The following is a 25,011-nucleotide window of genomic DNA, read 5'->3' as shown; positions in this document are numbered from 1 at the left end:
GGGATTACCCAACGGTAAAGATGACGATTTCTGCCGAGCGTAAGACCATGGGAGGCGGCGAACCCCAGTTACGGCTTCAGCACGACTCCCCCGACAGCGAAGGAACAGCGTGGCTTCCGCATCCGATCGCAATCCGATCATCATTGGTGGCCTGCCGAGTCAGGTACCGGACTTCGATCCGGAAGAGACGCAGGAGTGGCTCGACTCCCTGGACGCGGCCGTCGACGAGCGGGGCCGCGAGCGCGCCCGCTACCTGATGCTGCGGCTGATGGAGCGCGCCCGCGAGAAGCGCGTGGCCGTGCCCGAGATGCGCTCCACGGACTACGTCAACACGATCGCCACCAAGGACGAGCCGTTCTTCCCCGGCAACGAGGAGATCGAGCGCAAGGTCCTCAACGCCACCCGGTGGAACGCGGCCGTCATGGTCTCGCGCGCCCAGCGTCCGGGGATCGGCGTCGGCGGTCACATCGCCACCTTCGCCTCCTCCGCCTCCCTCTACGACGTGGGCTTCAACCACTTCTTCCGGGGCAAGGACGAGGGCGACGGCGGCGACCAGATCTTCTTCCAGGGCCACGCCTCGCCCGGCATCTACGCCCGCGCCTACCTCCTGGACCGGCTCTCCGAGCAGCAGCTCGACGCGTTCCGCCAGGAGAAGTCGAAGGCCCCGTACGGCCTCTCCAGCTACCCGCACCCGCGGCTCATGCCGGACTTCTGGGAGTTCCCGACCGTCTCGATGGGCCTCGGCCCGCTCGGTGCGATCTACCAGGCCCGGATGAACCGGTACATGGAGGCCCGCGGGATCGCGGACACCTCCAAGTCACACGTTTGGGCGTACCTGGGCGACGGCGAGATGGACGAGCCCGAATCGCTCGGCCAGCTCTCCATCGCGGCCCGCGAGCACCTCGACAACCTGACCTTCGTCGTCAACTGCAACCTGCAGCGCCTCGACGGCCCGGTCCGCGGCAACGGCAAGATCATGCAGGAGCTGGAGTCGCAGTTCCGCGGCGCCGGCTGGAACGTCATCAAGCTGATCTGGGACCGCTCCTGGGACCCGCTGCTGGCCCAGGACCGCGACGGCATCCTGGTCAACAAGCTGAACACCACCCCGGACGGCCAGTTCCAGACGTACGCCACCGAGACGGGCGCGTACATCCGCGACCACTTCTTCGGCGGCGACCACCGGCTCCGGGCCATGGTCGAGAACATGACCGACCAGCAGATCCAGCACCTGGGCCGCGGTGGTCACGACCACAAGAAGGTCTACGCGGCGTACGCGGCGGCCAAGGCCCACAAGGGCCAGCCGACGGTGATCCTGGCGCAGACGGTCAAGGGCTGGACCCTCGGTCCGAACTTCGAGGGCCGCAACGCGACCCACCAGATGAAGAAGCTGACGGCCGACGACCTCAAGCGCTTCCGCGACCGCCTGCACATCCCGATCACGGACGCCCAGCTGGAGGACGGCGCGCCGCCGTACTACCACCCGGGCCGCAACTCCCCCGAGATCCAGTACATGCACGACCGCCGCAGCGCGCTCGGCGGCTACGTGCCCACCCGCGTGGTGCGCGCGAAGCCGCTCCAGCTGCCGGGCGACGCCACCTACGCGGCGGCCAAGAAGGGCTCGGGCCAGCAGTCGATCGCCACCACCATGGCCTTCGTCCGCATCCTGAAGGACCTCATGCGGGACAAGGAGATCGGCAAGCGCTTCGTGCTGATCGCCCCCGACGAGTACCGCACCTTCGGCATGGACGCGTTCTTCCCGAGCGCCAAGATCTACAACCCGCTGGGCCAGCAGTACGAGGCGGTCGACCGCGACCTGCTGCTCGCGTACAAGGAGTCCCCGACCGGCCAGATGCTGCACGACGGCATCTCGGAGGCGGGCTGCACGGCTTCGCTGATCGCCGCGGGTTCGGCGTACGCGACGCACGGCGAGCCGCTGATCCCGGTCTACGTCTTCTACTCGATGTTCGGTTTCCAGCGCACGGGTGACCAGTTCTGGCAGATGGCGGACCAGCTGGCACGCGGTTTCGTCCTGGGTGCGACCGCCGGCCGGACCACCCTGACGGGTGAGGGCCTGCAGCACGCCGACGGCCACTCCCAGCTGCTGGCCTCGACGAACCCGGGCTGCGTGGCGTACGACCCGGCGTACGGGTACGAGATCGCGCACATCGTCAAGGACGGTCTGCGGCGCATGTACGGCCCCGACGCCGAGGACGTCTTCTACTACCTGACGGTCTACAACGAGCCCATCCAGCACCCGGCCGAGCCGGCCGGCGTGGACGTGGACGGGATCCTCAAGGGCATCCACCGGATCTCGCAGGGCACCGGGGGAACCGTCGGGGCGCAGATCATGGCCTCGGGCGTGGCGGTTCCGTGGGCGCTGGAGGCGCAGCGGATCCTCGCCGAGGAGTGGAACGTCAGGGCGGACGTCTGGTCGGCGACCTCCTGGAACGAGCTGCGCCGCGAGGCCGTCGCCGTGGAGGAGCACAACCTGCTCCACCCGGAGGAGGAGCAGCGCGTCCCGTACGTGACGAGCAAGCTGTCCGGTGCGGAGGGTCCGTTCGTGGCCGTCTCCGACTGGATGCGGGCGGTCCCGGACCAGATCTCGCGCTGGGTGCCCGGCACGTACACCTCGCTGGGCGCGGACGGCTTCGGCTTCGCGGACACGCGCGGCGCGGCCCGGCGCTTCTTCCACATCGACGCGCAGTCGGTGGTCCTCTCGGTGCTGACCGAGCTGGCCAAGGCGGGCAAGATCGACCGCTCGGCGCTGAAGCAGGCGATCGACCGGTACCAGCTGCTGGACGTCCGGGCGGCCGACCCGGGCGCGGCCGGGGGCGACGCGTAGCCGTCACTCGTCCGTAAGGGGCGCCGGGACACCTGTCCCGGCGCCCCTTACGCGTTCTTTACGATGCTCCGCATGAAGCAAGCCTCCCCCCAGGCCCGATGGGAACGCCGGACGCAGACGCCGCTGCTGGTGCTCGCCCTGGGATTCGCCGTGGCCTACGCGGTCCCGATCGTCCTGCCCGACGCGAGCCCGGCGGTGCACGCCGCCTGCAAGCACGCCGAGTGGGTGGTGTGGGCCGCCTTCGCCGCCGACTACCTGATGCGGCTGGGCCTGGCACACTCGAAGAGGGCCTTCGTCCGGACCCACTGGCTGGACCTGGCGGCGGTGGTGCTGCCGATGATCCAGCCGCTGCGGCTGCTGCGGGTGGTGTCCACCCTGATGCTGGTGGGCCGGCGGGCCCGGATGGCCCCGCAGATCCGGCTCACCACCTACGTGGCGGGCTCGGTGGTCGGGCTGCTGATGTTCGGCTCGCTGGCGGTGCTCAGCGTGGAGCGGGACGCCCCCGACGGCAACATCAAGAACCTCGGGGACGCGCTGTGGTGGTCGGTGACCACGATGACGACGGTCGGCTACGGGGACCACTCCCCCACCACCGGACTCGGACGGCTGCTGGCGGTGGGGCTGATGCTGTCCGGGATCGCGCTGCTGGGTGTGGTGACCGCCAACATCGCGGCCTGGTTCATCTCCCGCTTCGAGCGCGACGACCTGGTGGAGCTCGCCCAGACGGCGGCGATCACCGAACTGACGGCGGAGGTACGGGCGCTGCGTGCCGAGGTCGCCCGCCTCGGCGGGATCCCCGCGACGGCAGGGGCCGCCGGGGCCACCGGGGTCACGGAGGCCACCCGGGAGCCCGGCCCAGGCGCCGGTGTCGGCGCCCAGGGCGGGCCGGTCCAGGCGGGCGGCGGGGCCGTCAGCGCTCCCACACCTTGAACGCCCTGACCTGGTACGGCGACTGGGGCAGCCACACCCCGTCGCCCGGGTAGGTCTGGAACTCACCGGTCTCGGCGCACTCGGCCGACTGGTAGGTGGTGACCGGCCGGCCGGTCCGGTTCGTGAGGGACTGGGCGGTGGTCCCGGCGGGCAGGGCCGTGCAGCTGTTGATGTCGAGGGTGCTCAGCTCGTGGGTCGTGCGGGCGCCCTTGAACTCCGGCTTGGCCCACAGGCACAGCTGCCCGGTGGCGCAGGCCCCGAGCACCGGCGGCCCGGCGGCCCGGCCCTTCGTCTGCCCCTTCGCCCGCCCGGAGGCCCGTACCGGAGCCGCGGCGTCGGCCCGGGCCCGTACCGGCGCCTGGGGCTGGGCCTGGGCAGCGATCAGACCCGGGGCGCGGCTCGCCGCGTGGGCGGATTCCGCGGTGGTCGGGATCAGCAGGGTGGCGGCGAGAACGGTGGCTGTGGCGGCGGTGCGCCCGGAGAAAGTGGTGCTCCACGTACGCATGACGGGTCAACTCCTGGTGGACGTGCGGGCCCCGGACCGATTCCGGAGCTCCGTCGGCACCACGCTGACCTGCGCGGACGGGCCTGCGGAAGGGGCCGGGAACGGGTCCACCCTGATAGGCGACAGCCCTGCCGGAACCGCCCGGCAGGGCTGTCGTACGCACGGAGTTGACGCCTCCGTGGCCCCTTCCGATCGGCGGCGGACGGGGCCGCGGAAGCGCGGGAGGCGCCGCCCGGGCCGCAGCGGGCGGCTCGGGCGGCGCCGGTCCTGGGGGGCCGCGCAGGCGGCCGGTCCGGCCTAGATGTGGGCCGCGCCCGCCCCCGCCGCCGCGTTCTCGCCGCGCTTCGTGAAGCCGGCCACGACCGCGGCGAACACCGCGACCACGCCCGCGACGGTGAAGGCCGTGCTCATCCCTGACACGAACGTGTCGTGCGCGACGCCCGTGATGGTCGCCGCGAGCTGCTCCGGAGCGCCCGGCGGGATCGGGGCGATGCCGACCTGGATGCCCTTCTCCGCGAGGTCCGCCTGCTCCGGGGTGAGCGGCGGCAGGCCGGCCCCGGCCCAGTTGTCCTCGAAGACGCTGCCGACCTTGCTCGCCATGACCGCGCCGAGCACGGCGGTGCCCAGGCTGCCGCCGACCTGCATGGCGGCCTGCTGGAGCCCGCCGGCCACGCCCGAGAGCTCCAGCGGGGCGTTGCCCACGATGACCTCGGTGGCGCCGACCATGACGGGCGCGAGCCCGAGGCCCATCAGGGCGAACCAGAACGACATGGTGAGGGTGGAGGTGCCCGGGGTCAGCTGGGACATCCCGAAGCAGGCGGCGGCGGTGGCGACCATGCCGGCGACCAGCGGCAGCCGCGGGCCGACCTTGGTGATGGCCAGGCCCGCCAGCGGAGATCCGACGATCATCATGCCGGTCAGCGGCAGCAGGTGCAGGCCGCTGTCGACGGGGCTCATGCCGTGGACGTTCTGCAGGTAGAAGGTGACGAAGAACAGCCCGCCCATGAAGGCGAAGGCCATCAGGACCATCAGGACCGTGCCCGCGGACAGCGGAAGCGAGCGGAACATCCCGAGCGGGATCAGCGGCTCGGAGACGAAGTTCTCCCAGAGGGCGAAGGCCACGAAGCACACGAGGGACCCGCCGAGGAAGGCGAGGGTCTTGGTGTCGCCCCAGCCCCATTCCGAGGCCTTGATCAGCGCCCAGATCAGCGAGAACATCCCGGCCGACAGCAGCAGGATGCCCGGGACGTCGAAGGAGCGCGGGGCGTTCTCGGCCCGGTGGTCGACCAGGATGAACAGGCCGAAGGCGAGCGCGACGATGCCGACGGGCACGTTGATGAAGAAGACGGACTGCCAGCTCACGTTCTCGACGAGCAGGCCGCCGACGATCGGCCCGGCGGCGGTCGAGGCGCCGATGACCATGCCCCAGATGCCGATGGCCATGTTGAGCTTCTCGGCCGGGAAGGTCGCCCGCAGCAGGCCCAGCGCGGCGGGCATCAGCAGGGCTCCGAAGACGCCCTGTGCGACGCGGAAGCCGATGACGAGCTCGACGCCGCCGGAGAGGCCGATGGCCGCCGAGGAGACGGCGAACCCGGCGATGCCGATGAGGAAGGTCTGGCGGTGGCCGAAGCGGTCGCCGAGCTTGCCCGCGGTGATGAGGGAGACCGCGAGGGCGAGCAGGTAGCCGTTGGTGATCCACTGGACGTCGGCGAGCGAGGCGCCGAGGTCCTTCTGGATGGCCGGGTTGGCGACGGCGACGATCGTGCCGTCGAGGGTGACCATCATGACGCCGATCGCGACGGCGAACAGGGTGAGCCACGGGTGGCCCCGGAGGCCCGTACGGGCCGGTGCGGGGCCCGGTTCCTTGGTGAGCGAGAGTGCGTCCCCGCCGTCGACGGTGATCTGACTAGTCATGCGAACAGGTTAGTGACAGCGACTGACACTTCACAGACCGGTTCGTCAGACAGCCACTGTCAGGTCGGTCACAGGTACCCTGACCGCCGTGATGACCGATCAGCGGCCCGCGTCCGCACCGCCGGCCGGACTGCGCGAGCGCAAGAAACAGCGCACGCGCGACGCACTGCTGCGCGCGGCCCTCCTCCTCTTCATCGCCCAGGGGTACGAGGAGACGACCGTCGACGAGATCGCCGACGCCGTGGACGTTTCCCAGCGCACCTTCTTCCGGTACTTCGCCAACAAGGAAGAGGTCGCCTTCGCCGTCCAGGACCTGGTCGAATCGCACTTCGTCGCGGCGCTGCACTCCCGCCCGCCCGCCGAGGGCCCCTTCGAGGCGATGCGCTCGGCCGTGCTCGCCGCCTGGGACACCGTCGAAGAGGCCATTTCGGACCTGGTCCCGCTCGACCTGTACATGCGCAGCTACCGGCTGATCGAGTCCACCCCGGCCCTGCTCGCCGTGCACCTGCGCCGCTCCACCGAGCTGGAGGAGCGGATCGCCCGGCTGATAGCCGAGCGCGAGGGCCTGGACGTGGACGTCGATCCGCGCCCGCGGGTCGCCGTCGCCGCGTTCACGGGCGTGATGCGCGTCACCGGCCGGCTCTGGGGGCAGGGCGAGGACACGAGCGTGGCCGCCATCCGGCGGATGACCGAGGTCTACCTCGACCAGATCGGCCCTGCGCTGGCCGCCGACTGGCGCCGACCCGTCTGACCGGCGCACTTTCCGCCCGGACCGGCCGACCGGGTGCGGGCCGGACGAACCTGGACGAAGTCCCCGTACGGGTCGGGGCGCCCGCGCACCCGGGTCCCGTACGGGAGCACCCGCCGACGGGGCGTCCCACGGTCGGCGGTGACTCCCGTCACCCGGCGCGCAGGCACCCGCAACGGTCTCCTAGGCTGGGCGCAGTGAACCTGCCCGGCCCCGCCCACACCCCCTCCGCCGACGCCCCCGCGCGTCCGGCCGCCCTGCGCGCCCTGCTCGCGCTGGCGGTGGTCTTCCTGATGCTCGCGACCACGGGCTGGACTGCCGTCTACCGGCCCGCGAGCGAGGCGTCCCCGCGCGACGCCGCGCTCGCCTCCTGGGCCGCGGCGCGCTTCGAGGGCCGGGCCCTGCCCGCCGCGGATGCCCCGGCACCCGTGGTGGCACGTTTCTTCGCGAGCCTCGACGGCGCCCAGCGCGCCCGGCTCACCGAGGGCCACCCGCTGGTGGTCGGCAACCTCGACGGCGTGCCGCCCGGCGTCCGCTACCGGGCCAACCGGATGGCGCTGAAGCAGGCCGTGCGGATCGAGGACGCCCGCGCGCACGACAGGACGCTGGCCCCCTCCGACCGCGCGACCGCCGCCCGGCGCGCCCACCGCTTCGAGTCCCTCGCCGAGCCCGGCCGGCAGATCCTCGTCTTCGACCCCACCGGCAGCGCCCTCGTCGCCGAGGTCTTCGGCGACCTCGGCGAGGCCCGCCGCGTCTCGGTGATCGTCCCCGGCGTGGACACCGACGCCCTCACCTTCGAGCGCACGATGCGCCGGCTGACCGCCCCCGTCGGCATGGCGGAGTCGCTGTACGCGGCCGAGCGCACGGCCGCCCCGGGCAGCCGGACGGCGGCCATCGCCTGGGCCGGCTACACCGCCCCGACCGGCGTCGGCATGGACGCGGCGACCGGGCGACTGGCCGTGGACGGCGCGGCCCGACTGCGCTCGCTGACCTCCGCGCTGCCCGGGCGGGCGAGCGTGGCGCTGTTCTGCCACAGCTACGGCTCGGTGGTGTGCGGCGTGGCCGCCCACGAACTGCCGCCCCGGGTCACGGACATCGTGGTGGCGGGCAGCCCCGGAATGCGCGCCGCGAACGCCGCCGAGCTGGACACCTCGGCGCGGGTGTGGGCGATGCGGGACGCCGGTGACTGGATCGCCGACGTGCCCCACCTGGAGTTCGGGGGCCTGGGCCACGGCTCGGATCCGGTCTCCGAGGAGTTCGGCGCGCGGGTCCTGTCTGCGGCCGGAGCCAAGAGCCACACCGGCTACTTCGAGCCAGGAACCGAATCCCTGGACAACTTCGCCAAAATCGGAACCGGTGCGTTCGGTTCCACGGTGTGCGCCGCCGGGGACGACACGTGCCGACGCGGAACATCCGGGACGGACGGTCCCTGACCGCTCGGCCGACCCGAAATCGGACCTCACAGCAGGGGGACGCACGGGGGTGCGTCCCTTTACGATGTGCCGCATGGGTGACGTACTGGCCGGAAACCATGCCGTCTGGGAGTTCGACCGCACCACGAACTCGCTCATCATCCGCTTCGCACGGGGGATGCGAACGCCAAGACTCTGGCACGCCCTGGGGGAACGGCGGGTTCCCCTCGAGGCGCTGTCCGGGGTGGGCCTGACCGCGGGACGGCGGGACACCCTGGTGCTGCACGCCCGCGTACGGGTGGGAGCGGACCCGCTGATGGAAGCCGCGGCGGGGCAGTTGCGAGAAGCCTGCGATCCGTACCGGCTGGTGCTGCCGGGTGGTGGCGCCGGGTCCGGCCGGGCGGCGGCCTTCACCGAGGCCCTGCACGAGCGGCTGGGTCCGGCCGGTCCGGCGGAACGGTTCCTCGTCTCCGTCCCGGAGCCCCCGGCCACGCTGAAGGCGTACGACGCCCGGCTCGCCTTCGACGGCGGCGCCGTCACCTTCCACTGGTCGCGCACCGGGGCCACCAGCACCAAGTGGAAGGCGGGCGACCAGCGGTATCCGCTGGCCGGCCTGGCCGGGCTGGTCTGGCACTCCCCGGAACGGTCCGGCGGGCACCTGCGGTTGCTGCCCCGCGAGGGCGCCGGCGATGCTCGGCCGGACCACGATCTCGCCTCCGCGGTCTTCGGGGTGGGGTACGGGGCCGTGCACGAGTCCCTGCCGTTCGCGGCGGCGGTGCTCGCCGCCCTGCGGGCACGCAGCCCGGTCGCCGCCGTGCCCCCGCAGCGGTCCTGGGAGCGGATCCAGCATCTCGCCGAGCTGCACGATGCGGGGCTGCTCACGGATGCCGAGTACCGGGCGCTACGGGACCGCTTCACGGCCGGGGCCTGACCCCGCGGGACTCGGGCCCGCCCCTGCGGGGCCGTCCCCTACCCGCCCTTTCACCGTTCCCCGGGCTGCGCCCGGACCACTCCTGGGGCTCCGCCCCGGACCCCGGTCCTCAAACGCCGGACGGCTGAAAGAGCTAGCCCTCGCGCGCCGCCGAGGTGTGGCTCATGTCCGGGTAGCGGTCGCCCGCGACCCCCGCGGCGATGGGCTCCAGGAGGGACAGCTCCGCAGGCGTCAGCGTGATGCGGGTCGCCTCCGTGTTCTCCGCGAGGCGGGACGGCTTGCGGGTGCCCGGGATCGGGACGACCGTCAGGCCGTGCACCGCCGCCCGCTGCTGCACCCACGCCAGGGCGATCTGCGCCGGCGTGGCCCCGCGGGCCTGCGCGATCTCCCGTACCGGCGTCAGCAGCGCCCCGTTCGTCTTCGCGTTGTCCCCCGTGAACCGGGGCTGGTACTGCCGGAAGTCATCGGCCGTCAGCTCCGCCGACGCGTCCGCGAACGCCCCGGTCAGGAAGCCGCGCCCGAGCGGGGAGTACGGCACGAAGGCCACGCCCAGCTCCGTCGCCGCGCCCACCGCGCTGCGCTCCACGTCCCGGCTGAACAGCGACCACTCCGACTGGAGCGCCGCGATCGGGTGCACCGCGTGCGCCTCGCGCAGCTCGGCGCCGGTCACCTCGCTGAGCCCCAGGTGGCGCACCTTTCCCTCCTGCACCAGCTCCGCCATCGCGCCCACCGACTCGGCGAGCGGAACGTCCGGATCCCGCCGGTGCATGTAGTAGAGGTCGATCACGTCGGTGCCCAGCCTGCGCAGGCTGTCCTCCACCGCGCCGCGGATGTAGGCGCGGTCGTTGCGGACCCCCCGGTACAGCGGGTCGTCCGTCCGCTCGATGGCGAACTTCGTGGCGAGGGTGATCCGGTCGCGGTGCGCGGCCACGAAGGGCGCGAGGAACTCCTCGTTGGCGCCCCGCCCGTAGACGTCGGCCGTGTCGAAGAGGGTGACCCCGGCCTCCAGCGCGGCGTCCAGCGTCTGCCGGGCGGCCGCCTCGTCGGTGTCCCCGTAGAACTCGCTCATGCCCATGCAGCCGAGCCCCTGGACGCCCACCAGCGGGCCGCCCCGGCCCAGTTCGACCTGCTCGATCCCTGCCGTGTTCCCGGTCATGTCCGGTCTGCCTCTCCCGCGACGGCCCCCGCGACGGCGGTGCACATCGCATACGTATCGATCTTGTAGTCCAGCACGGCGAGCGCGTCGGTCAGTTCCGCGATCCGGGTCCGCACCTCGTCGCGCGTGCGCTCCAGCAGTTCGCGCCGGTCGTCGGCGGTGTGCGGGCCCTCACGGACGAGTTCTGCGTACCGGACCATGTCCGCCACCGACATTCCGGTGGTGCGCAACTTGCCGACGAAGCCCAGCCAGTCGAGGTCCTTGTCGGTGAACCGCCGCTGCCCCGAGTGCGAACGGTCCACGTGCGGCATGAGGCCGATCCGCTCGTACCAGCGCAAGGTGTGCTGGGTGAGACCGGTCCGTGCCTCGACCTCGCTGATCGTGTACCGCGTCTGCGTCTGCAGGGGGGTCTGGGTCAGGCTCATGGCTCCACGCTAAATCCTTGGAGTGCACTCCAAGCAAGTACCCTCGGCCGCATGGAGAGCTTGCAGAGTCTGCGCATCATCGAGAACTGGCCGGTTCCGACCGCCGCCGCGGCCGTCGTCCACGCCGACGGGACCGTGCTCGGCTCCCACGGCCCGGTGGACCACCGCTTCCCGCTGGCCTCCGTCACCAAGCCGCTCGCCGCCTACGCCGCCCTCGTCGCCTACGAGGAGGGCGCGATCGAGCTGGACGAGCCGGCCGGGCCCGAGGGCTCCACCGTGCGCCACCTGCTCGCCCACACCAGCGGCCTGGCCTTCGACGAGCACCGGGTGACGGCCCCTCCCGGGCAGCGCCGGCTGTACTCGAACGCCGGTTTCGAGGAACTCGGCGACCACATCGCGAAGGCCACCGGGATCCCCTTCGCCGCGTACCTGGCCGAGGCCGTCTTCGAGCCGCTGGGCATGGCGTCGAGCAGCCTGGAGGGCTCCCCGGCCAAGGACGGCGTCTCCACCGTCTCCGACCTCCTGCGCTTCGCCGCCGAGCTCCAGCAGCCCCGGCTGCTGGACGTCCGCACCGTCGCGGAGGCCACGGCGGTGGTCCACCCCGGGCTCAAGGGCGTGCTGCCCGGCTACGGCCACCAGTCCCCCAACGACTGGGGTCTCGGCCTGGAGATCCGCGACGGGAAGGCCCCGCACTGGACGGGCGCCGGTTCCTCACCGCGCACCTTCGGGCACTTCGGGCAGGCCGGGACCTTCCTGTGGGTGGACCCGGACGCCCGCGCCGCCTGCGTGGCGCTGACGGACCGCGCCTTCGGGCCGTGGGCGGTCGAGGCCTGGCCGCCGTTCACCGACGCGGTGCTCGCCGAGCTCAGGACCCGCTGAGGCTCCTGCCCGCGGGACCTCGCCTACGCAAACTCCCAGATCAGCACCTCGGCCGGCGATCCGGCGATCAGCTCCAGCTCCGGCTCGCCGGTGATCCGCGCCGAGTCCCCGGGCCCGAGCTCCGCGCCGTCCAGTCGGAGGTCTCCCCGTACGACGTGCAGGTAGACCCGCCCGGCGGCCGGTACGGCGACCCGCTCGCCCGCGCCCGGACGCCGGACGTGCAGGACGGCCCCGGCCGCGGGCACGGCGTAGGGCGTGCTGTCGGCGATCCCCCGGACCAGCGTGTACGAGGGCTCCCCGGCCGGATCGGCCGGGGCCAGCCACATCTGGACGAAGCGCAGCGGCACGGAGCCGTCGTTGCGTTCCACGTGCCGGGTCCCGGACGCCGCGGCGAGGTGCTGTACGTCCCCGGGCCGCACCAGGGTGGCCGCGCCCGTGGCGTCGCGGTGGGTGAGCTCGCCCTCGGCCACCCAGGTGACGATCTCGGTGTGGCTGTGGGGGTGCTCGTCGAAGCCCGCACCCGGGGCGAGGCTCTCCTCGTTGCACGCCATGACCGGGCCGAACCGCAGGTTGTCGGGGTCGTAGTGCGGGCCGAAGGAGAAGGCGTGCCGGGTGGTGATCCCCGTGGCCGGACCACCCGCCGCAACGTCGGCGTCCGCTCCCTCGTACCGGTCGGCGCCTCGACGTACATCAATCATGGGGGCCACCGTAGCCCCCGGGGCGCGGCCCGGGACGGGACCGGACTCCGCGCAGCCGTCCCGATAAGGCAGTCTTGTCACGTGCCCCAACCCGAACGTGAGCATTCACCCGCGGTCCACCCCGCGCATCCGGCTCCGCCCCATCCGCACTCCGCGACGCTGCGCCGGCTGGAGAAGTCCTCCGGCCGGCTCGCCGCCAACGCCATCGCGCGCATGGACGAGACGCTGTCGTGGTACCGGGCGATGCCGCCGGAGAACCGGTCCTGGATCGGCCTGGTCGCCCAGGCCGGCATCGCCGCGTTCACCGAGTGGTTCCGGCATCCGGAGACCCCCCAGGCGATCTCCACCGACGTCTTCGGGACGGCTCCGCGCGAGCTGACCCGGGCGATCACCCTGCGCCAGACCGTCGAGATGGTGCGCACCACGATCGAGGTCATGGAGACCGCGATCGACGAGGTCGCGGCGCCGGGCGACGAGTCGATCCTGCGCGAGGCCCTGCTCGTGTACGCCCGGGAGATCGCCTTCGCGACCGCCCAGGTGTACGCCCAGGCCGCCGAGGCGCGCGGTGCGTGGGACGCCCGGCTGGAGTCCCTCGTGGTCAACGCGGTGCTGTCCGGGGAGGCCGACGAGGGCGCGCTGTCCCGGGCAGCGGCCCTCGGCTGGAACTCCCCCGAGCACGTGTGCGTGGTGCTGGGCACGGCTCCGGAGGGCGACAGCGAGCTGACGGTCGAGGCGATCCGGCGGGCCGCCCGCCACCACAAGCTGCAGGTCCTGACGGGCGTGCTGGGCGACCGGCTCGTGGTCATCGCGGGTGGCAGCGACAATCCGATGCAGGTGGCGAAGTCGCTGATCGGGCCGTTCGCGGCGGGTGCGGTGGTCGCCGGACCGGTGGTCCCGGACCTGCTGAACGCCACGAAGTCGGCTCAGGCCGCCGCTGCCGGGCTCAAGGCCTGTACGGCCTGGCAGGACGCGCCGAGGCCGGTGCTCGCGGACGATCTCCTGCCCGAACGCGCGATCGCCTCCGACCCTGCGGCCCGCGAGCAGTTGGTGGAGGAGATCTACAGACCGCTCGAAGAAGCCGGCTCGGCCCTGCTGGAAACGCTGAGTGTCTACCTGGAGCAGGCGAGCAGCCTCGAAGGTGCCGCCCGGATGCTGTTCGTGCACCCCAACACCGTGCGCTACCGGCTCCGACGTGTGACAGACGTCACCGGCTGGTCGCCCTCGGATGTCCGCTCCGCGTTCACGCTGCGGATCGCCCTGATCCTCGGGCGTCTGGCCGACGGCGATCCTCAGTCCTAAGCTTTTGTCGGACATCAACAATTACCCCGATGGTTCTTCGTCCCTGTCCCCACGGGCGGCGCGGACCGAACACAAGAGAGAGTGTGAGGGTGCTCGTACTCGTCGCTCCCGGCCAAGGCGCACAGACGCCCGGCTTCCTGACTCCCTGGCTCGAACTGCCCGGCGCCGCTGACCGCGTCGCCGGCTGGTCGGATGCCCTCGGGCTCGACCTTGCCCACTACGGCACGAAGGCCGACGCGGACGAGATCCGCGACACGGCCGTTGCACAGCCCCTGCTGGTGGCCGCCGGCCTGCTCGCCGCGGCCGAGCTGACCTCCAAGGTCGGCCCGGGCTCCTTCGGCGCCGTGGCCGGCCACAGCGTCGGCGAGATCACCGCCGCCGCGTACGCCGGGGTGCTGTCCGACAAGGACGCGCTGTCCTTCGTACGCACCCGCGGGCTCGCCATGGCCGACGCCGCGGCGATCACCGCGACGGGCATGGCCGCCGTCCTCGGCGGGGACCCGGACGTCGTCGTCGCGCACCTGGAGAAGCTGGGTCTGACCCCGGCCAACGTCAACGGCGCGGGCCAGATCGTGGCCGCGGGAACCATGGAGCAGATCGCGGCCCTGGAGGCCGAGAAGCCCGAGGGTTCCCTGAAGGTCGTCGCCCTCAAGGTCGCGGGCGCCTTCCACACGCACCACATGGCTCCGGCGGTCGCCGGTCTGGAGGAGGCCGCTGCGGCGCTCTCCCCGGCCGACCCGGCACTGACCTACGTATCGAACAAGGATGGTCAGGTCGTGACCACGGGCGCCGATGTCGTCGCCCGGCTGGTGGGCCAGGTGGCCAACCCGGTCCGCTGGGACCTGTGCATGGAGACGTTCGCCGCTCTGGGCGTCACCGGGATCGTCGAACTGTCCCCCGGTGGCACCCTGACGGGTCTGGCCAAGCGCGCGCTGAAGGGCGTACCGAGCGTGGCGCTGAAGACCCCGGACGATCTCGACAAGGCTGCGACGCTCGTATCCGAGCACGCGGTCTGAGAGAAGGAGCCCATTCAGCATGTCGAAGATCAAGCCTGCCAAGGGCTCCCCGTACGCCCGCATCCTCGGTGTCGGCGGCTACCGTCCGATCCGCGTGGTGCCGAACGAGGTCATCCTCGAAACCATCGACTCCTCCGACGAGTGGATCCGCTCCCGTTCCGGTATCGCGACGCGGCACTGGGCCTCTCCGCAGGAGACCGTCGCCGCGATGTCGGTGGAGGCCTCGGGCAAGGCCCTGGCCGCCGCCGGGATCGCTCCGGAGAAGATCGGCGCCGTGATCGTCTCGACGGTGTCGCACTTCAAGCAGACGCCGGCCGTGGCGACCGAGATCGCGCACCGCATCGGCGCGAACAAGCCCGCCGCCTTCGACATCTCCGCCGGCTGCGCCGGGTTCGGCTACGGGCTGACCCTGGCCAAGGGCCTCGTGGTGGAGGGTTCCGCGGAGTACGTCCTCGTCATCGGCGTGGAGCGGCTCTCGGACCTGACCGACCTGGAAGACCGCGCGACGGCCTTCCTCTTCGGTGACGGCGCGGGCGCCGTGGTCGTCGGACCCTCGGACGAGCCGGCCATCGGCCCCACGGTGTGGGGTTCGGAGGGCGACAAGTCGGAGACCATCAAGCAGACCGTGCCGTGGGACGAGTACCTCGGCAAGGACGGCGGCGAAAAGTTTCCCGCCATCACGCAGGAGGGCCAGGCGGTCTTCCGCTGGGCCGTCTTCGAGATGGCCAAGGTGGCCCAGCAGGCGCTCGACGCAGCCGGGATCACCGCCGATGACCTGGACGTCTTCATTCCGCACCAGGCGAACATGCGGATCATCGACTCGATGGTGAAGACTCTGAAGCTGCCGGAGCACGTCACGGTCGCCCGTGACATCGAAACCACCGGCAACACCTCGGCCGCCTCGATTCCGCTCGCAATGGAGCGGCTTCTGGCGACCGGTGCGGCGAAGAGCGGCGACACCGCGCTCGTCATCGGCTTCGGGGCGGGGCTCGTCTACGCCGCCACGGTCGTTACCCTCCCCTAGGGCCCGGGATCCACATCCCGTGCTCCGTTTGACCCCCAGCTAGCTATAGAAGGAGCGCCATCATGGCCTTCACCCAGGAAGAAATCGTCGAAGGTCTCGCGGAGATCGTCAACGAGATCGCCGGCATCCCGACCGAGGACGTCCAGCTCGAGAAGTCCTTCACCGACGACCTGGACGTCGACTCGCTGTCCATGGTCGAGGTCGTCGTCGCCGCCGAAGAGCGCTTCGAGGTGAAGATCCCGGACGAGGACGTCAAGGGTCTGAAGACCGTCGGCGACGCCGCGAGCTACATCCTCAAGCACCAGGCCTGAGCCTGACGAGCGTTTGTCGCCACCTGGCGGTGGCGCCGTGACAATTCACCCCCTGAAACGTGGAGAAAGAATTCCTGTGAGCCCGACCAATCGCACCGTGGTCGTCACCGGTATCGGCGCAACCACTCCGCTGGGTGGCGACAGCGCTTCGACCTGGGAAGGTCTGCTTGCCGGCCGTTCCGGCGTAAAGCCCCTCGAGGGTGAGCGCTTCGCCGAACTCCCGGTCCGCATCGCCGCCACCGTCGCCGTGGACCCGAGTGAGGTCCTCCCCCGGCCGCTGGCCCGCAAGCTTGACCGCTCGGCCCAGTTCGCGATCATCGCGGCCCGCGAGGCGTGGGCCGACGCCGGTTACACCGCCCCGGCGGGCGAGGACGCGTCCATCGAGCCCGAGCGCCTGGGCACCGTCATCGCCTCCGGCATCGGCGGCGTGACCACCCTGCTCGACCAGTACGACGTACTGAAGGAAAAGGGTGTGCGCCGGGTCTCCCCGCACACCGTCCCCATGCTCATGCCCAACGGCCCGTCGGCCAACGTCGGCCTGGAGGTCAACGCCCGCGCGGGTGTGCACACTCCGGTCAGCGCCTGCGCCTCCGGCGCCGAGGCCATCGGCTACGCCGTCGAGATGATCCGTACCGGCCGTGCCGACGTGGTCGTCGCCGGCGGTACCGAAGCGGCGATCCACCCGCTGCCGATCGCGGCCTTCGCCAACATGATGGCGATGTCCAAGAACAACGAGAACCCGACCACGGCCTCCCGTCCGTACGACAAGGCCCGCGACGGCTTCGTCCTCGGCGAGGGTGCGGGCGTCGTGGTCCTGGAGTCCGCCGAGCACGCCGCCGCGCGCGGCGCCCGGGTCTACTGCGAGGTGCTGGGCCAGGGCCTGTCCGCGGACAGCCACCACATCGCGCAGCCGGAGCCCACCGGCCGCGGTGTCTCGGCCGCCCTGCAGAACCTGCTCGACAACACGGGTCTGGACCCGGCCGAGCTGGTCCACGTGAACGCGCACGCCACGTCCACCCCGCAGGGTGACACGGCCGAGCTGAAGGCCCTGCGCAAGGTGCTGGGCGACGACCTCGACCACATCGCGATCTCGGCCACGAAGTCGATGACCGGTCACCTCCTGGGTGGCGCGGGCGGCATCGAGACCGTCGCGACCGTGCTGGCGCTGTACCACCGGCTCGCGCCGCCGACGATCAACCTCGACGACATCGACGACGACATCGACGCGGACATCGTGCGCGACGAGCCCCGCAAGCTCCCGGCGGAGGGCCCGATCTCGGCGATCAACAACTCCTTCGGCTTCGGCGGCCACAACGTCTCCCTGGCGTTCCGCACCGTCTGAGTCACCGCACGCGTGAAGGGCCCCGCTCGGCATCTGCCGGGCGGGGCCTTCTGCGTGTGCTCAGACCACCTGGTGGAGCCAGCGCACGGGGGCGCCCTCGCCCGCGTAGCGGAAGGGTTCGAGCTCGTCGTCCCAGGGTTTGCCGAGGAGTTTGGCGATCTCCGCCTCCAAGTCCGTCTCGCCGTGCGCGGACCGGGCGAGGGCGGCGCGCAGCCGGTCCTCGGGGATCAGGATGTCGCCGTGCATGCCGGTGACGGCGTGGAAGATGCCCAGCTGCGGGGTGGAGCTGTAGCGCTCGCCCTCGGCGGTCGGACAGGGTTCCGCGGTCACTTCGAAGCGGAGCAGGTGCCAGCCGCGCAGGGCGGAGGCGAGTTTCGATGCGGTGCCCGCCTCGGCCTGCCAGGAGAACTCGGCTCTCCAGGTGCCCGGGGAGGCGGGCTGACGGATCCAGTCGAGGTTCACCCGCACCCCGAGCACCCCCGCAACAGCCCATTCCACGTGCGGGCAGAGCGCGCGCGGTGCGGAGTGCACGTACAGGACTCCACGTGTCGTCACCGGGACCTCCAGTGTGGGACGAGGTCGGGAATAAACTCCAGAAAACGGACAGTATGTGACGTGATGTAATGTAACGGAAATTATTTGACATTGCGTTGCGGGACTTGCGGCCGAAACGCCACGGGAAAAAGCTACCGTGCGCCGGGGGTCATGGTGTGACGTACGGTCGCTCCGAGGCCCGTAAACACAGAGCATTCACTCAGCAGGACGCCCCCGAATGATGTGGGGACGACGAGGAGGGACCTTCCGCATGCGCACCACCGCCCCACGCCGCCGCGCGCGTCGGACCTCTGCGGGCGCGGGCGCGGGTGCCGCGGCCGCCCTGCTGCTCCTGGCGGCGGGTGCGCTGACCGGGTGTTCGGCGGACGGGGCGCAGGCCGGGGGCGAACGCGGTGCGCAGGCGGCCCCACGGTGGAACATCGCACCGGCGTCGGTCGCCGCCGTGGGCGACTCCATCACGCGCGGTTTCGACGCCTGTTCGGTGCTGGCCGACTGTCCGGAGGCCTCCTGGGCCACCGGTGACGACCCCGAGGTGCGGTCGCTGGCCGCCCGGCTGCTCGGTGAGGCCGAAGTGCCCGCGCTCAGCTGGAACTACGCGGTGACCGGCTCCCGGATGGCGGACCTGCCGGGTCAGCTCGCCTCGGCTGCCGCGCACAAGCCGGGCCTGGTCACGGTGATGGTGGGCTCGAACGACGCCTGCCGGCCCTCGGCTTCGTCGATGACTTCGGTGGCCGCCTTCCGCTCCGGCTTCGAGAAGGCGCTGGCCGGCCTGCGGGCGGCCTCGCCGGCCTCGCAGGTGTACGTCTCCAGCGTCCCGGACCTCCAGCGGCTGTGGGAGCAGGGCAAGGACGACCCGATGGTGCGCCAGGTGTGGAAGCTGGGCATCTGTCAGTCGATGCTCGCCGATCCGACCTCGGCGGCCGCCGGTGCGACGGCCCGGCGGGAGCAGGTGCGGGCGCGCGTGGTCGAGTACAACGAGGCGCTGCGCGAGGTCTGCGCGAAGGACGAGCTGTGCCGCTACGACGGCGGCGCGGTGTTCCAGTACCCCTTCTCGGCGGAGCAGTTGAGCCGCTGGGACTGGTTCCACCCGGGCAAGGACGGACAGGCTCGGCTCGCGGAACTGGCGCACCGACAGGTGACCTCCGCCGAGCCTCCGCGTTGACGCGGTGAGCGGAACGGACCGGGGGCGGGTGTCAGGGCCCGCCCCCGGTCCAGCGTGTGGATCACCTCTGCATGGGGTGATTTCCGGCCATTACAGGTCGAGGGCCGCCGTCAGCCGCGTGTCGCCGTGCGAGCGGCCCGCGCGGACCTCGTAGCCGCCGCCGATCCGCTGCCAGGAGTGCGCGGGCTCGTCCCAGATCTCGAAGGCGCGCTCCGGCAGGGCGATCTCCACCTCGACGCTCTCGCCGGGTCCCGCGGTCACGCTCGCGAAGCCCGCGAGCCAGCTCGCCGGTCGCTCCACGGTGTCCGCGACAGGCGCCAGGTAGACCTGTACGGTCTCGCGGCCCGGCCGGGTGCCGGTGTTGGTGACGCGGACCGTCGCCCGCGTGGGGGTGACCTCCAGGGACTCGTAGGCCCAGTCCGTGTAGCCGAGGCCGTGCCCGAAGGGGAAGGCCGGGGCGATCCCGTGCTTCTCGTAGGCCCGGTAGCCGATGAAGAGCCCCTCGGTGTACTCCAGGCGCCCCTCGGTGGGGGTGACTTCGGTGACCGGCGCGTCGGCGAACTCGGCGGGCCAGGTCGTGGGCAGCCGCCCGCCCGGCTCTGCCTCGCCAAGGAGTACGTCGGCCAGCGCGGCCCCGCCCTCCTGCCCGGGGAACCAGGTCAGCAGGACGGCGGCCACCTCCTCGCGCCACGGGAGTTCCACCGGGGAGCCGGCGTTGACGACGACCACGGTGTTCGGGTTGACCGCGGCGACGGCGCGCACCAGGTCGTCCTGGCGGCCCGGGAGGGTGAGGTCCTTGCGGTCGAAGCCCTCGGACTCCACTCGTTCGGTGGTGGCGACGACCACGACGGCGGTGTCGGCGGCGCGGGCCGCCTCCACGGCCTCGGCGATGAGCTCGTCGGCGGAGCGCTGCGGGCCGAGGTGGAGGAAGGAGAACATGATCGCCTTGAGCGGCAGGGCCGTCACGTCGGGGACCTGGTAGGTCAGCGAGACCTCGACGGCCTCGCCCTCGGTGAGGGTGAGGCGGGCCCGCTCGTTGGGGGCGCCGAAGAAGGCCTCGAAGGGGTCGGCCTCGTTGCCCATCTGCTGGACGCCGTGCCAGCGGACCTCCCCGCCGACGGCGAGGCTGAAGGCGCCGAGCCCGCGGGTGCCGAAGGCGTGCTCGCCGCTCTCGCGCGGGACGAACGTACCGACGACCTCGATGCTCGCCATCGTCTCGTACGTGACGCCCTCGGGCAGGTCGTCTCCGATCCACTGGAGCTGCCCGGTGGGCAGGGAGCCCGTGCCGAGGACGGCCCCGGAGGCGTCGCGGCAGATCGCGCGCAGCTCGAAGCCCTTGTCGGCGGGGGTCAGTTCGTCGCTGGGGTCGGCGCCGACGGCGAAGGTCAGCGTCCCGTCGGGCAGGGCCTCGGTGAGCCCGTCCAGCGGGGAGACGATCCGCTCGGGGAAGACGGTGGCGGAGCCGCCGCCGAGGACGCGGGCGTCGCGGGCGGCGGCGCCGATGAGGGCGACGGTGCGGCCGGCGGACGCGTCGAGCGGGAGCACCGGCCCCTCGCCGGACACGGCCTCGTTGCGTACGAGGACGAAGCCGCGGGCGGCCAGCTCGCGGGCCAGCGCCTGGCCGTCGACGGGGGCGGGGGCCTCGCCGACCACGGCGGGGGCGCCCTCCAGGATGCCGACGCGGGCGGCGAGGCGCAGGACGTTGCGGACGGCGTCGTCGACGGCGGACTCGGGGACCTCGCCCGAGCGGACGGCTTCGGCGAGCGGGGCGCCGTAGACGGAGACGGGGCCGGGCATGACCACGTCGAGGCCGCCGAGGATGTCGCCGGTGGTGGAGCGGGCGGCCATCCAGTCGGAGACGTTGGCGCCGTCGAAGCCCCATTCGGCGCGCAGGACCTCGTTGACGAGGTGGGTGTTCTCGCTCATGAACACGCCGTTGACCCGGTTGTAGGCGGTCATGATGCCCCACGGGTGGGCGTTGGCGACGATGGCCTCGAAGGGGGCCAGGTACAGCTCGCGCAGCGGGCGCGGGGCGATGACGCTGTCGACGGTGAACCGCTCGGTCTCGGCGTCGTTGCCCACGAAGTGCTTGACGGTGGTGCCGACGCCGCCGTCCTGGACGCCGTTCACGTAGCCGCTGCCGACCGCGCCGGTGAGGTACGGGTCCTCGGAGTAGCACTCGAAGTGCCGGCCGCCGAGCGGGGAGCGGTGCAGGTTGACGGTGGGCGCGAGCAGGACGTGGACGCCCTTGCGGCGGGCCTCCTGGGCGAGGAGGCGGCCGGCCCGGCGGGCCAGCTCGGGGTCCCACGCGGCGGCGAGCGCGGTCGGGGAGGGCAGGGCGATCGACGGATCGTCGGCGGTCCAGCGCACCCCGCGCACCCCGATGGGGCCGTCGGAGAAGACCAGGGACTTCAGCCCGATCTCGGGGACGGCGGGCAGGGACCACATGTCCTGACCGGCCAGCAGCCGGGTCTTGGTGTCGAGGTCGAGCTTGCCCAGGGCCGTCTCTACGGCGTCGTTGCGGACCTGATCGGCATCGGTCACGGCCATGCCTCCTCGTTGGGTGCGGGTGCGCGGTGCGGCGCGGTGACCCCATGGTGGACCCGTTCCCTGTAGAGCGGTAGGGTTCGTAATCCGTTCGTGATACTTCGGATGGTTGGTGCCACGGAGATGCCGTACGGTCCTGCTGGCAGGTGCGGAACGGAGAGGTGGCGGGGCGATGGTCAGGGCCAGGAGTGAGGAACGGCGCGTGGAGATCGTCCGCGCGGCCCTCGAAGTGATCGCCGAGCGCGGCTACCGCGGCGCGGCCCTGGGCACGGTCGCCGAGCGCGTGGGCCTGACCCAGCAGGGGCTGCTGCACTACTTCCCGACCAAGGAGGCCCTGCTGGTCGCGGTCCTGGAGGAGCGCGACCGCTGGGACACCGGCGGCGGCACCCGCGCGCTGGCCGACGCCTGGCGCCCGGACCTGCTGGCCTCGCTGGTGGAGTACAACGCCATGCGCCCGGGCATCGTGCAGACCTTCTCGGCGCTGCTCGGCGAGAGCGTCACCGACGGCCACCCGGCCCGGGAGTTCTTCGCCGAGCGGTACGCACAGGTGCGCTCGGCGATGGCGGACGTGCTCCGCGCGGAGTACGGCGACCGGCTCCCCTCGGGCCTCACCCCCGAGCAGGCGGCCCCGCTGCTGGCCGCCGTGATGGACGGCCTCCAGTACCAGTGGCTGCTGGCCCCCGAATCCGTGGACATGCCCGGCGCCTTCCGGGCCTTCCTGGACCTGATCCAGGGGCCCCGGGCCTGACTCGGGGCCCGGCGCCGGGCCTGACCGCGGTCCTGATCGCGGGGCTGGCATGCTGGGCCGGGTGAAGATCGCTGCCGCGCAGCTGAGCTGCGCCCCCGCCGACGTGGCCGCCAACGCCTACCGGGCGGCCGCGCTCGCCGTGCGGGCCCGTCAGGAGGGCGCCGGGCTGGTGGTGTTCCCCGAACTGACCCTGACCGGCTACGAGCTGGCCGCGCTCGGCGCCGACCCCGGTCTGTGGCTGGCCGATGCCGAGGATCCCCGGCTGGACCCCGTCCGCTCCACCGGGATCGCCACCGCCGTCAACGTCGCGCTGCGCACGGACGGCCCCCGGCCCGTCATCGCGACCCTGGTCCACGACGCGGACGGCGCGCACGTGACCACGTACGCCAAGCAGCACCTGTTCCGCCACGAGCAGGAGGTCTTCGCCGCGGGGACGGTCCCGGGCCGCTTCGAGCTCGGCGGGATCCGCTTCTCCCTGGGGATCTGCTTCGACAACCACTTCGCGGACGTGCCCGCCGCGGGCGCGGCGGCCGGCTGCCGGGTCCACCTGGCGAGCTCGCTCTACGGCACGGGCGACGGCGTCGCCGAGCGGGCGGCGGTCCACCCGGGGATCGCCCGGGACTTCGGGATGTACGTGGCCCTCGCCAACCACGTCGGACCCGCCGGACCGTGGACGGGCTGCGGGGGCGCGGCCGTATGGGCGCCGGACGGGACCCTGCTGGCCGAGGCGGACGCGCACACGCCCTCGGTCGCCGTGGCGGAAGTGCCGGTGGAGGTACCCGCGGAGGTCCCGGCGGGGGGCCGGGACGGGGGCCACTGACGGCCGCGGCCCCGGCCCGGCGGGGCGTCCGAGGACGCACCCGCCGGGCCGGGGCCGACAGTTCAGCGGTTCAGCAGTCCAGTGGTTCAGTGGACCTGGGTCACCCGTGGGTGGTGGTGGGCTTCGGCGCCCGGCTCCGGAAGGGATCCGGAAAGGTCCGCCGGGCCAGGCACCCCGTCGGTTCCGGGCAGCGCACCGGGCGGTGCGAGTACGGGCGTCCCGTCGGCCACGCGGTCCCGCATCAGTCCGGGCACCACGAGGGCGAACGCCGCCACCGTGTAGGCGCCGGTCCAGAACACCCAGCCGCCGGGCGGGGCCCAGTGCGCGGCGTACGGGATCACCGGGCCGCTGATCCCGACGGCGAAGCGCCGCAGGGTCCAGTAGAACGCCGCGGCGTTGCCCAGGGCGAGCAGGGGCAGGGAGTAGCCGACCAGCCTGCGCAGGGGGAAGCCCTTCTCCGGCATCCGGCGCGCGAGGATCAGCACCGCCATCAGCGGCAGGCCGACGGCGAACGGCAGCAGGTAGCGGCCCTGCCAGACCAGGCCGATCTTCGACGCCTGCGAGGTCTGTCCGACCACCGGCACGATCACGATGGCGATCAGCATGCCGAGCAGCGCCACCGTCTCGCGCTTGCGGCCGTACATCAGCCCCAGCACGGTGAGCACGGCGATCACGCCGAGCCAGACGTACCAGGTCACGAGCGGCGCCGGGGTGTCCAGCCAGCCGAAGTAGCCGAGCATCTGCTGGACGTACATCTCGCTGGCCCCGAGGGTGCGGCGGGCCGCTTCCGTCGTGGTGAGGTACTTGGGGATCTTTATGACCGAGTTGTCGGGGTGCGCGGCCGCCCACGCGAGCGCGCCGACCGTGGCGAGGCCGAGCAGCCCCGTCCAGAGCCACATCGCCTTGCGGCGGAGCACCGAGCGCAGCACGCCGCGCTCGGCCAGCAGCAGGCCGAAGCAGACCGCGCCGGCGAACCAGATCAGTCCGAGCGGCCTGATGTTGATCAGCACCAGACCGCCGATGCCGACCCGGGCCAGCCTGCGGTTCAGCAGGTGCGGATCGGGCGACATGAGGATCGACAGCAGGCCCGTCCACACCAGGATTCCGGCGGCGATCTCACCGCCGCTGGGGTTGACCATGCCGGCCATGAACAGGGCCATGGGCGTGGCCGCCGTGAAGACGCCGAGGAGGGCCAGCGAGCGTCCGCGCCGCCATTCGGAGGCCGTCACCACGGCACTGGCCAGCAGCAGCGAGCAGAACAGCGCCGACATCAGGCGCATGAGGTAGAGCCCCTTGGTGCCCTCCACGAGCAGGCTCGGCCAGCCGGTCATCAGGTAGTACGCCGGGTGGTAGCGGCCGGCGGCGGTGGGGACCTCGACGATGGTGTCCGAGGTCCCGATGGCGGGCGCGCAGGAGGCCGGGGTGCCCGCGTGCCAGGAGTAGCACTCGTGGTGCTTGGGGAGGTCCGAGTACCACTCCGGGAGCTGCACGCCGGTCTCGGCGAAGTCGCCCTTGATGCCCGCGACGATGTGCGGAACCATCACCTCGGAGCCGTTGATCTGCCCCCGGGCCACGGCCGCCGCCCGGATGAAGTGGGCGTGCTCGTCGGGCGAAGCGCCGAGCGGTGTCGCGGCCGACCAGCTGGCCGCGATGGTGAAGAAGAGGACGAAGCTGACGGCCCAGAGCCTCTTGGGGGTCCGGGCCGACCAGTCGGCCAGCCGCGTCAATGCGGAGATCATGTCGTCCT

Annotated in this window: 22 protein-coding genes; 14 read left to right on the top strand and 8 right to left on the bottom strand. The window is 72.2% G+C overall.

The window, feature by feature from the left end; all coding sequences use genetic code 11:
• Positions 1-109 precede the first annotated feature (109 nt).
• Together aceE and ACE1OC_RS27965 are read left to right on the top strand one after the other, a co-directional pair.
• Positions 110-2,842 carry a pyruvate dehydrogenase (acetyl-transferring), homodimeric type gene (gene aceE, locus ACE1OC_RS27970; RefSeq protein ID WP_407839330.1) on the top strand — a complete coding sequence of 911 codons (2,733 nt, stop codon included), beginning with the start codon at positions 110-112 and terminating at the stop codon, positions 2,840-2,842.
• Between the two features lie 72 nt (positions 2,843-2,914).
• The gene (locus tag ACE1OC_RS27965; protein WP_407839329.1) at positions 2,915-3,772 is read left to right on the top strand and encodes a potassium channel family protein; all 858 of its coding nucleotides are present in this window, start codon (positions 2,915-2,917) and stop codon (positions 3,770-3,772) included.
• Here ACE1OC_RS27965 and ACE1OC_RS27960 read toward each other — a convergent pair.
• Positions 3,753-4,277 carry a peptidase inhibitor family I36 protein gene (locus tag ACE1OC_RS27960; RefSeq protein WP_407839328.1) on the bottom strand — a complete coding sequence of 175 codons (525 nt, stop codon included), beginning with the start codon at positions 4,275-4,277 and terminating at the stop codon, positions 3,753-3,755. The two genes, ACE1OC_RS27965 and ACE1OC_RS27960, sit on opposite strands and share 20 nt — an antisense overlap.
• A 297-nt stretch (positions 4,278-4,574) precedes the next feature.
• Positions 4,575-6,191 carry an MFS transporter gene (locus tag ACE1OC_RS27955; RefSeq protein WP_407839327.1) on the bottom strand — a complete coding sequence of 539 codons (1,617 nt, stop codon included), beginning with the start codon at positions 6,189-6,191 and terminating at the stop codon, positions 4,575-4,577.
• A gap of 91 nt (positions 6,192-6,282) precedes the next feature.
• Here ACE1OC_RS27955 and ACE1OC_RS27950 point away from each other — a divergent pair, with 91 nt between their 5' ends.
• The 3 genes from ACE1OC_RS27950 to ACE1OC_RS27940 all read left to right on the top strand — a co-directional run bounded on the left by ACE1OC_RS27950 (position 6,283) and on the right by ACE1OC_RS27940 (position 9,282).
• Entirely contained in the window at positions 6,283-6,942 is a 660-nt protein-coding gene (locus ACE1OC_RS27950; RefSeq protein WP_274552784.1) for a TetR family transcriptional regulator, read from the top strand.
• Positions 6,943-7,220: 278 nt separating this feature from the next.
• Positions 7,221-8,372 carry an alpha/beta hydrolase gene (locus ACE1OC_RS27945; RefSeq protein WP_407841697.1) on the top strand — a complete coding sequence of 384 codons (1,152 nt, stop codon included), beginning with the start codon at positions 7,221-7,223 and terminating at the stop codon, positions 8,370-8,372.
• A 73-nt stretch (positions 8,373-8,445) separates the two neighbouring features.
• Complete coding sequence (locus tag ACE1OC_RS27940; RefSeq protein WP_407839326.1) at positions 8,446-9,282, top strand: DUF4429 domain-containing protein; 837 nt, start codon at positions 8,446-8,448, stop codon at positions 9,280-9,282.
• A 133-nt stretch (positions 9,283-9,415) separates the two neighbouring features.
• Here the strand turns inward: ACE1OC_RS27940 and ACE1OC_RS27935 are convergent, their stop codons facing one another.
• Positions 9,416-10,438 (bottom strand): aldo/keto reductase, encoded by a 1,023-nt coding sequence (locus ACE1OC_RS27935; RefSeq protein ID WP_407839325.1) that lies wholly within the window; start codon positions 10,436-10,438, stop codon positions 9,416-9,418.
• Positions 10,435-10,863 (bottom strand): MerR family transcriptional regulator, encoded by a 429-nt coding sequence (locus tag ACE1OC_RS27930; RefSeq protein ID WP_266958259.1) that lies wholly within the window; start codon positions 10,861-10,863, stop codon positions 10,435-10,437. Before ACE1OC_RS27930 ends, ACE1OC_RS27935 begins: the two co-directional genes overlap by 4 nt.
• A gap of 51 nt (positions 10,864-10,914) precedes the next feature.
• Between ACE1OC_RS27930 and ACE1OC_RS27925 the strand changes: the two genes are divergently transcribed.
• Positions 10,915-11,742: a serine hydrolase domain-containing protein gene (locus ACE1OC_RS27925; protein ID WP_407839324.1), complete on the top strand. Its 828-nt coding sequence runs from the start codon at positions 10,915-10,917 to the stop codon at positions 11,740-11,742.
• Between the two features lie 23 nt (positions 11,743-11,765).
• On the opposite strand, the gene ACE1OC_RS27920 is transcribed toward ACE1OC_RS27925, so the two are convergent.
• Positions 11,766-12,440: a pirin family protein gene (locus ACE1OC_RS27920; protein ID WP_407839323.1), complete on the bottom strand. Its 675-nt coding sequence runs from the start codon at positions 12,438-12,440 to the stop codon at positions 11,766-11,768.
• An 81-nt stretch (positions 12,441-12,521) separates the two neighbouring features.
• On the opposite strand from ACE1OC_RS27920, the gene ACE1OC_RS27915 reads away from it, so the two are divergent.
• From ACE1OC_RS27915 to fabF, 5 genes are all read left to right on the top strand, one after another.
• A complete protein-coding gene (locus ACE1OC_RS27915; RefSeq protein WP_399384078.1) occupies positions 12,522-13,739 on the top strand; it encodes a PucR family transcriptional regulator in 1,218 nt (405 codons plus the stop codon).
• An 89-nt stretch (positions 13,740-13,828) separates the two neighbouring features.
• A complete protein-coding gene (locus ACE1OC_RS27910; protein WP_407839322.1) occupies positions 13,829-14,755 on the top strand; it encodes an ACP S-malonyltransferase in 927 nt (308 codons plus the stop codon).
• Positions 14,756-14,774: 19 nt separating this feature from the next.
• Entirely contained in the window at positions 14,775-15,779 is a 1,005-nt protein-coding gene (locus tag ACE1OC_RS27905; protein WP_407839321.1) for a ketoacyl-ACP synthase III, read from the top strand.
• A 62-nt stretch (positions 15,780-15,841) separates the two neighbouring features.
• Positions 15,842-16,090, top strand: a complete 249-nt coding sequence (locus ACE1OC_RS27900) for an acyl carrier protein (RefSeq protein ID WP_243329395.1) — start codon at positions 15,842-15,844, stop codon at positions 16,088-16,090.
• A 76-nt stretch (positions 16,091-16,166) separates the two neighbouring features.
• On the top strand, positions 16,167-17,432 hold the full coding sequence (gene fabF, locus ACE1OC_RS27895; RefSeq protein ID WP_407839320.1) for a beta-ketoacyl-ACP synthase II: 1,266 nt from the start codon (positions 16,167-16,169) through the stop codon (positions 17,430-17,432).
• Positions 17,433-17,492: 60 nt separating this feature from the next.
• On the opposite strand, the gene ACE1OC_RS27890 is transcribed toward fabF, so the two are convergent.
• On the bottom strand, positions 17,493-17,987 hold the full coding sequence (locus ACE1OC_RS27890) for a DUF3145 domain-containing protein (RefSeq protein ID WP_267754836.1): 495 nt from the start codon (positions 17,985-17,987) through the stop codon (positions 17,493-17,495).
• A 250-nt stretch (positions 17,988-18,237) separates the two neighbouring features.
• Here ACE1OC_RS27890 and ACE1OC_RS27885 point away from each other — a divergent pair, with 250 nt between their 5' ends.
• A complete protein-coding gene (locus ACE1OC_RS27885; protein WP_407839319.1) occupies positions 18,238-19,149 on the top strand; it encodes a GDSL-type esterase/lipase family protein in 912 nt (303 codons plus the stop codon).
• A 90-nt stretch (positions 19,150-19,239) separates the two neighbouring features.
• Here ACE1OC_RS27885 and ACE1OC_RS27880 read toward each other — a convergent pair whose 3' ends face one another.
• The gene (locus ACE1OC_RS27880) at positions 19,240-21,699 is read right to left on the bottom strand and encodes a beta-glucosidase family protein (protein ID WP_407839318.1); all 2,460 of its coding nucleotides are present in this window, start codon (positions 21,697-21,699) and stop codon (positions 19,240-19,242) included.
• Between the two features lie 169 nt (positions 21,700-21,868).
• Between ACE1OC_RS27880 and ACE1OC_RS27875 the strand changes: the two genes are divergently transcribed.
• Positions 21,869-22,444 carry a TetR/AcrR family transcriptional regulator gene (locus ACE1OC_RS27875; RefSeq protein ID WP_266958248.1) on the top strand — a complete coding sequence of 192 codons (576 nt, stop codon included), beginning with the start codon at positions 21,869-21,871 and terminating at the stop codon, positions 22,442-22,444.
• Positions 22,445-22,505: 61 nt separating this feature from the next.
• Positions 22,506-23,264: a carbon-nitrogen hydrolase family protein gene (locus ACE1OC_RS27870; protein ID WP_407839317.1), complete on the top strand. Its 759-nt coding sequence runs from the start codon at positions 22,506-22,508 to the stop codon at positions 23,262-23,264.
• A gap of 86 nt (positions 23,265-23,350) precedes the next feature.
• Here ACE1OC_RS27870 and ACE1OC_RS27865 read toward each other — a convergent pair whose 3' ends face one another.
• Positions 23,351-25,003, bottom strand: coding sequence for a DUF2142 domain-containing protein (locus tag ACE1OC_RS27865; RefSeq protein WP_407839316.1), 1,653 nt, complete (start codon positions 25,001-25,003; stop codon positions 23,351-23,353).
• Between the last annotated feature and the right edge of the window lie 8 nt (positions 25,004-25,011).

The organism is Streptomyces stoeckheimensis, assembly GCF_045822005.1.
Taxonomy (GTDB): domain Bacteria; phylum Actinomycetota; class Actinomycetes; order Streptomycetales; family Streptomycetaceae; genus Streptomyces; species Streptomyces stoeckheimensis.
Note: the sequence above shows the minus strand (reverse complement) of the source record. Positions and strands in the feature narration are given on the sequence as shown.